At 68.0% G+C, this 5,309-nt stretch carries 6 protein-coding genes; 3 read left to right on the top strand and 3 right to left on the bottom strand.

The window, feature by feature from the left end:
• Positions 1-177: 177 nt before the first annotated feature.
• Positions 178-669 (top strand): transposase, encoded by a 492-nt coding sequence (locus tag ABE423_RS20480; RefSeq protein ID WP_071228058.1) that lies wholly within the window; start codon positions 178-180, stop codon positions 667-669.
• 122 nt (positions 670-791) lie between these two features.
• On the opposite strand, the gene ABE423_RS20475 is transcribed toward ABE423_RS20480, so the two are convergent.
• From ABE423_RS20475 to ABE423_RS20465, 3 genes are read right to left on the bottom strand one after another with little or no spacing between them, the layout of a single operon-like run.
• Positions 792-1,742: an aspartate carbamoyltransferase catalytic subunit gene (locus ABE423_RS20475; RefSeq protein WP_032130186.1), complete on the bottom strand. Its 951-nt coding sequence runs from the start codon at positions 1,740-1,742 to the stop codon at positions 792-794.
• Positions 1,743-1,757: 15 nt separating this feature from the next.
• Positions 1,758-2,252 (bottom strand): Holliday junction resolvase RuvX, encoded by a 495-nt coding sequence (gene ruvX / locus ABE423_RS20470; RefSeq protein WP_049400682.1) that lies wholly within the window; start codon positions 2,250-2,252, stop codon positions 1,758-1,760.
• Positions 2,245-2,811 (bottom strand): YqgE/AlgH family protein, encoded by a 567-nt coding sequence (locus ABE423_RS20465; RefSeq protein ID WP_004147177.1) that lies wholly within the window; start codon positions 2,809-2,811, stop codon positions 2,245-2,247. Before ABE423_RS20465 ends, ruvX begins: the two co-directional genes overlap by 8 nt.
• A 91-nt stretch (positions 2,812-2,902) precedes the next feature.
• Between ABE423_RS20465 and ABE423_RS20460 the strand changes: the two genes are divergently transcribed.
• The gene (locus ABE423_RS20460) at positions 2,903-4,690 is read left to right on the top strand and encodes a DUF4153 domain-containing protein (protein ID WP_346487330.1); all 1,788 of its coding nucleotides are present in this window, start codon (positions 2,903-2,905) and stop codon (positions 4,688-4,690) included.
• Positions 4,687-5,229, top strand: a complete 543-nt coding sequence (locus ABE423_RS20455; protein WP_049400680.1) for a DNA-3-methyladenine glycosylase I — start codon at positions 4,687-4,689, stop codon at positions 5,227-5,229. Before ABE423_RS20460 ends, ABE423_RS20455 begins: the two co-directional genes overlap by 4 nt.
• Positions 5,230-5,309 lie beyond the last annotated feature (80 nt).

Below are 5,309 nucleotides of genomic sequence, written 5' to 3'. Positions count from 1 at the left end.
TTGGCACTGACTGCTCTGGTAGTTGCCAACCTTGGTTGGCATTGACTGCTCTGGTAGTTGCCAACCTTGGTTGGCATTGACTGCTCTGGTAGTTGCCAACCTTGGTTGGCACTGGCCTACCTGAAACCAAGCCATTCCCCGATGTTCACTGGAAGCAGGCCCATCCATGCTTGCTCCATGCAGAACACACGTCTCCTGCTCGGTCGTCGCTCCAGCGTCGGCCTCAGCTATATCCTCACCACAGTCGTCCATGACCGCGCACCGCTCTTCACCAACGCCGCAGTGGCCGCCTTGGCAGTGCGCGAATTCCAGCGACTTGATCAGGAAGGCTTCACCCGCTCGATTGCCTACGTGGTCATGCCCGACCACATTCACTGGCTGGTCGAACTGCGCGCCGGGTCACTGGAAACCGTCATGAAGCGTTTCAAGTCGCGCACAGCCCAGCAGGCAAACCGGCTGCTGGGGCGAGTCGGGCGCTTCTGGCAGGCCTGCTATCACGATCATGCGATCCGCTCGGACGAATCGTTGCACCGACATGCGATGTACCTGATGGGAAATCCGATCAGGGCCGGGCTGACGACGCGGTTGGGGCAATATCCCCATGCCTGGTGCGAATGGGAGCTTGGGGCATCATGTGATCTACCCGATGACATGAGCTCCGGTGGATAGTGCCAACCAAGGTTGGCATCTACCAAAGCGGTGCGCGGACAAGCCGAGCGGTGAGTGTGCCAACCAAGGTTGGCACCCACCACAACAGCAGTACCAACCAAGGTTGGCACCCACCAAAGTGGTCAGCCCAGCAGCGTTTCCAGCACGGCCATGCGCACGGCGACGCCGTTGGCGACCTGGCGCAGCACCCACGACTGCGGGCCGTCGGCCACCTCGTCGGTCACTTCCACGCCGCGGTTGATCGGGCCTGGATGCAGCACCGCGGCATCCTTGCCGGCGCGGGCCAGGCGTTCGTTGGTCAGGCCGTACTGCGCGTGGTACTGCTCCAGCGACGGCACCAGGCCTTCTTCCATGCGCTCGCGCTGCAGGCGCAGCATCATCAGCGCGTCGACGCCTTCCAGCATCGCGTCGAAATCATCGCCGACCACGCAGCCTTTCAGGGTCTCGTCGTCCGGCAGCAGCGACTGCGGGCCGCACACGCGGATCTCGCCCACGCCGAGCGTACGCAGCGCATGCAGGTCGGTGCGGGCCACGCGCGAGTGCTTCACGTCGCCGACGATCACCACTTTCATCTTCGAGAAATCCGGGCCCTTGGCCTGGCGCAGGGTCAGCATGTCCAGCAGGCCCTGGGTCGGGTGCGCGCTGCGCCCGTCACCGGCGTTGATCAGTGCAGTGCCCTCACCCGCTGCCTCGGCCAGTGCGGCCACGGCGCCATCATCGGGGTGGCGCACCACGAAGCCGCGCACGCCCATCGCCTCCAGGTTGCGCAGCGTGTCGCAGGCGGTTTCGCCCTTGCGCGTGGACGAGGTCGATGCATCGAAGTTCAGTACGTCGGCGCCCAGGCGCTGCGCGGCCAGCTGGAACGAGCTGCGGGTGCGTGTGGACGGTTCGAAGAACAGCGTGCACACCGCCGAACCGGCCAGCACGTGGCGCTTGTTGCCGACACGACCGACCGCGGCGTCGCGGATCTGCCCTGCCCGGTCAAGCAGCTGCAGCAGGGTGTCGCGCGGAAGGCCTTCGAGGGTCAGCAGGTGGCGCAGGCGGCCGGAGGCATCGAGTTGCTGGGCGGTCATGGCGGTGTCGGGCAGTCAGGGAATGGGGGTGGCGTCGTCCGGCGACGACAGCCAACGGTCGATGATCACCGCCGCGGCCACGGCATCGAGGGCGGCCGCATCACGGCGGCGCTTGCGCCCTTCGGCGCGCTCGACGGCGAAGCGGCGGGCGGCCTCGACCGAGCTGGAACGCTCGTCGATCATCACCACCGGCAGCTTGAAACGTTCCCGCAGCTGGCGGGCAAAGCCCTGCGCGCGCTTGCGGTTGGGCTGGTCCTGGCCGTCCAGGGTCAGCGGGTCGCCGACCACCAGGCCGTCGGGCTTCCATTCCTTGAGCAGGCGTTCGATCGCGGTCCAGTCCGGGCCGTTGCCGTGCACATCGACCACGGCCACCGCGCGCGCATGCGCAGCGAAGGCACTGCCGATGGCCACGCCGATACGCCGCGAGCCAACATCGAACCCCAGAACGGTGCCATCACGGCGGATGGCCGGGGCAGCAGAATCCGGCGCGGGCGCGATGGGCTCAGACATGGCCGCTGTAGTCGGTCAGCCGGAACAGGTCCACACCGATACGCGAGGCTGCACCCTGCCAGCGCTGCTCCAGCGGCAGCTGGAACACCAGCTCGGCATCGGCCGGCACGGTCAGCCAGCTGTTCTCGGACAGCTCGCTTTCCAGCTGCCCTGCGCCCCAACCCGCACAGCCCAGCGTGACCACGGCATTGGCCGGGCCTTCGCCACGTGCCATCGCTTCGAGGATGTCGCGCGAGGTGGTCAGGTACAGGCCTTCACCCACGATCAGGCTGGAATCCCATGCGCGTGCGTCGTCATGGATGACGAAGCCGCGCTCGGGATGCACCGGGCCGCCGTTGAGCACCATGCGCGCCTGCAGGTCGCCATCACCGGTGGTGATGTCCATCTGTGCAAGCACTTCCCCCAGCGTGTACTCGGAAGGCTGGTTGACCAGCACGCCCATCGCCCCGTTCTCGTCGTGCTGGCAGATCAGCGCGACGCTGCGGGCGAATGTCGCGTCGAGCAGCGACGGCAGCGCGACGAGCAGGTGATCGGCAAGGGAAGTCGGCGTAACAGGCATGGGCCCATTCTACCTGCTGGGGGCGGGATGGTCGCGCGATGGCGCCGAACCGCGATGGGCTAGGATGGTGCTTTGCCATGGAAGGTCATCGATGCAGTCTTCATCGCCCCTGACCCTGCCGGCACGCAGCGCCATCGTCCTGATCGCGCTGCTGCAGGGCCTGATGCTGTATGCCGCGCAGGAGCTGTCCGATGCGTGGCCGTTCCGCGATATCGGCTGGCGCTACTGCTGGTACGCCTGGGTGCTGGCCATTCCCAGCGCGTTGGCGCTGAGCCTGGTCGAGCTGGGCCAGCGCCGCCTGTGGCTGCAGGCCGCGCTCGGCTCGGCGGTGGTGCTGGCGCTGGCCGCCTGGACCGGCTGGAACCTCAACGGCGAGACCGCACTGGAATCGGGCGCGCTGCAGTTCCCGCTGACCCTGGGCATGGCCGTGGCGGTGTTCGTGGCCCTGCCCTGGTGGCAGTTCCAGCTGCAGCACGGGCATTGGCGTGCCAGCTACCCGGAGCTGTTCGAGCGCGCCTGGCAGAATGGTTTGACCCTGGCCCTCGCCGCGCTGTTCACCGGGCTGACCTGGCTGCTGTTGTGGCTGTGGGCGGCGCTGTTCCAGCTGCTCGACGTGACCGTCTTCCGCGACCTGTTCCGGCAGGACGCGTTCATCGCGCTGGCCACCGGCAGCCTGGCCGGGTTCGGCGTGCTGATCGGGCGCACCCAGCACCGCGCGATCCAGATCACCCGCCAGGTGCTGTTCGCGATCTGCCGCGGGCTGCTGCCGCTGCTCTCGTTCATCGCCGTGCTGTTCGTGCTGAGCCTGCCGCTGACCGGGCTGGAGCCGCTGTGGAAGACCCGCTCGGCCGCCAGCCTGCTGCTGGTGCTGTCGCTGCTGCTGGTGTCGTTCACCAATGCGGTCTACCAGCAGGGCGACGACACCGCGCCCTACCCCGTCGTGCTGCGCCGGCTGGTCGAGGCCAGCCTGCTGGCGCTGCCGGTCTATGCGGTGCTGGCGCTGTATGCACTGGGCCTGCGCGTGGTGCAGTACGGCTGGACCCTGGACCGCTTCTGGGCGGTGCTGATCGCGTTGGCCGTGGCCGGCTATGCACTGGGCTACGCGCTGGCGGTAGTGCGCCGGCAGGGCCGCTGGCTGCAGACGCTGGAGCCGGTCAACCGCTGGATGTGTTGGGCGGTGCTGGCACTGGCATTGCTGGGCAACTCGCCGCTGCTGGACCCGGTGCGGCTGACCCTGTCCAGCCAGTTGGCGCGCCTGCGTGCGGACCCGCCAGCGATCACCAGCAGTGACGTCAACGTGCTGCGCTTCGATCTTGGGCGCCGTGGCGTGCAGGCGCTGCGCGAGCTGCAGCGTGATCCGGCCATCACCGCCGATGCCAACGCGCCACAGGTGATCGCTGCCGCGCTGGCACGTACCTCGCGCTGGGACGATGGACAGCGCCTCGACAAGGGTCTGCAGGACGTCGCCGCCCTGCAGCGCGCGCTGAAGCTGGCCAAGGGATCCAGCTCGCCACCGGACGATTGGTGGCAGGCACTGGCCACCCGCGCGATCAATGGCGAATCGTGCGCCCAGAGCGAGCGCGACTGCCTGATCGTGCATCGCGACCTGGATGGCGACGGCAACGCCGAGGTACTGCTGTGCGAGCTGTACACCCACCGCGGGCCGGACTGCGTGCTGTACGCACGTGGCAGGGATGCCCAGTGGCGCCGCGCCGGTTCGCTGTTCGGCACCGTCAGCGGCCAGGCCGAGGCGATCAACCAGGCCCTGCGTGACGGCGAACTCATGCTTGTGCCACCGCGCTGGCCGATGCTGTCCATCGGCGGGCGCCCCGCGGTGGCCATCGATCCCGAACCCGAATCCAACGAGTCTTCTCCATGAGCGGTTACTGCCTCATCGCCCCGGGCCATCCGGTGCACGACTACTACCACGCCAACGAATACGGCTTCCCGCAGCGTGACGAGCGCGAGCTGTTCGAGCGGCTGGTGCTGGAGATCAACCAGGCCGGGCTGAGCTGGGAGACCATCCTGAAGAAGCGCGAGGGCTTCCGCGCGGCCTATGACGGCTTCGATGTGGACCGCGTGGCGGCGTATGCCGAGCAGGACATCGAACGCCTGCTGTCGGACGCGGGCATCATCCGCAACCGGCTGAAGGTGCTGGCGGCGATCCACAACGCACAGGTGATCCAGCAGCTGCGGGCCAGCCACGGCAGCTTCGCGGCGTGGCTGGACGCGCACCATCCGCGCAGCAAGGCCGACTGGGTGAAGCTGTTCAAGAAGACGTTCCGCTTCACCGGCGGCGAGATCACCGGCGAATTCCTGATGAGCCTGGGCTACTTGCCCGGTGCGCACGCCGAGGACTGCCCGGTGCATGCGCGGCTGCTGACGCTGTCGCCGCCGTGGTTGCAGGCCTCCCGGTAGCGGCGGGGGCGGGGGGGGGCCCCCCGCAACCCCCACCGGGGGTGGGGGGCCCGCGCGCCCCACCCACCAAACAAGACCCC

Origin of the sequence: Stenotrophomonas sp. TWI1409 (genome assembly GCF_039673015.1) — a bacterium.
Lineage (GTDB): Bacteria > Pseudomonadota > Gammaproteobacteria > Xanthomonadales > Xanthomonadaceae > Stenotrophomonas > Stenotrophomonas maltophilia_A.
Note: the sequence above shows the minus strand (reverse complement) of the source record. Positions and strands in the feature narration are given on the sequence as shown.

What these genes read in the sequence shown, in the direction of transcription:
- ABE423_RS20480 (WP_071228058.1), top strand. Translation starts at nt 178, where the DNA reads ATGCAGAACACACGTCTCCTGCTCGGTCGTCGCTCCAGCGTCGGCCTC.
- ABE423_RS20475 (WP_032130186.1), bottom strand. Translation starts at nt 1,742, where the DNA reads ATGACCGCCCAGCAACTCGATGCCTCCGGCCGCCTGCGCCACCTGCTG.
- ruvX (WP_049400682.1), bottom strand. Translation starts at nt 2,252, where the DNA reads ATGTCTGAGCCCATCGCGCCCGCGCCGGATTCTGCTGCCCCGGCCATC.
- ABE423_RS20465 (WP_004147177.1), bottom strand. Translation starts at nt 2,811, where the DNA reads ATGCCTGTTACGCCGACTTCCCTTGCCGATCACCTGCTCGTCGCGCTG.
- ABE423_RS20460 (WP_346487330.1), top strand. Translation starts at nt 2,903, where the DNA reads ATGCAGTCTTCATCGCCCCTGACCCTGCCGGCACGCAGCGCCATCGTC.
- ABE423_RS20455 (WP_049400680.1), top strand. Translation starts at nt 4,687, where the DNA reads ATGAGCGGTTACTGCCTCATCGCCCCGGGCCATCCGGTGCACGACTAC.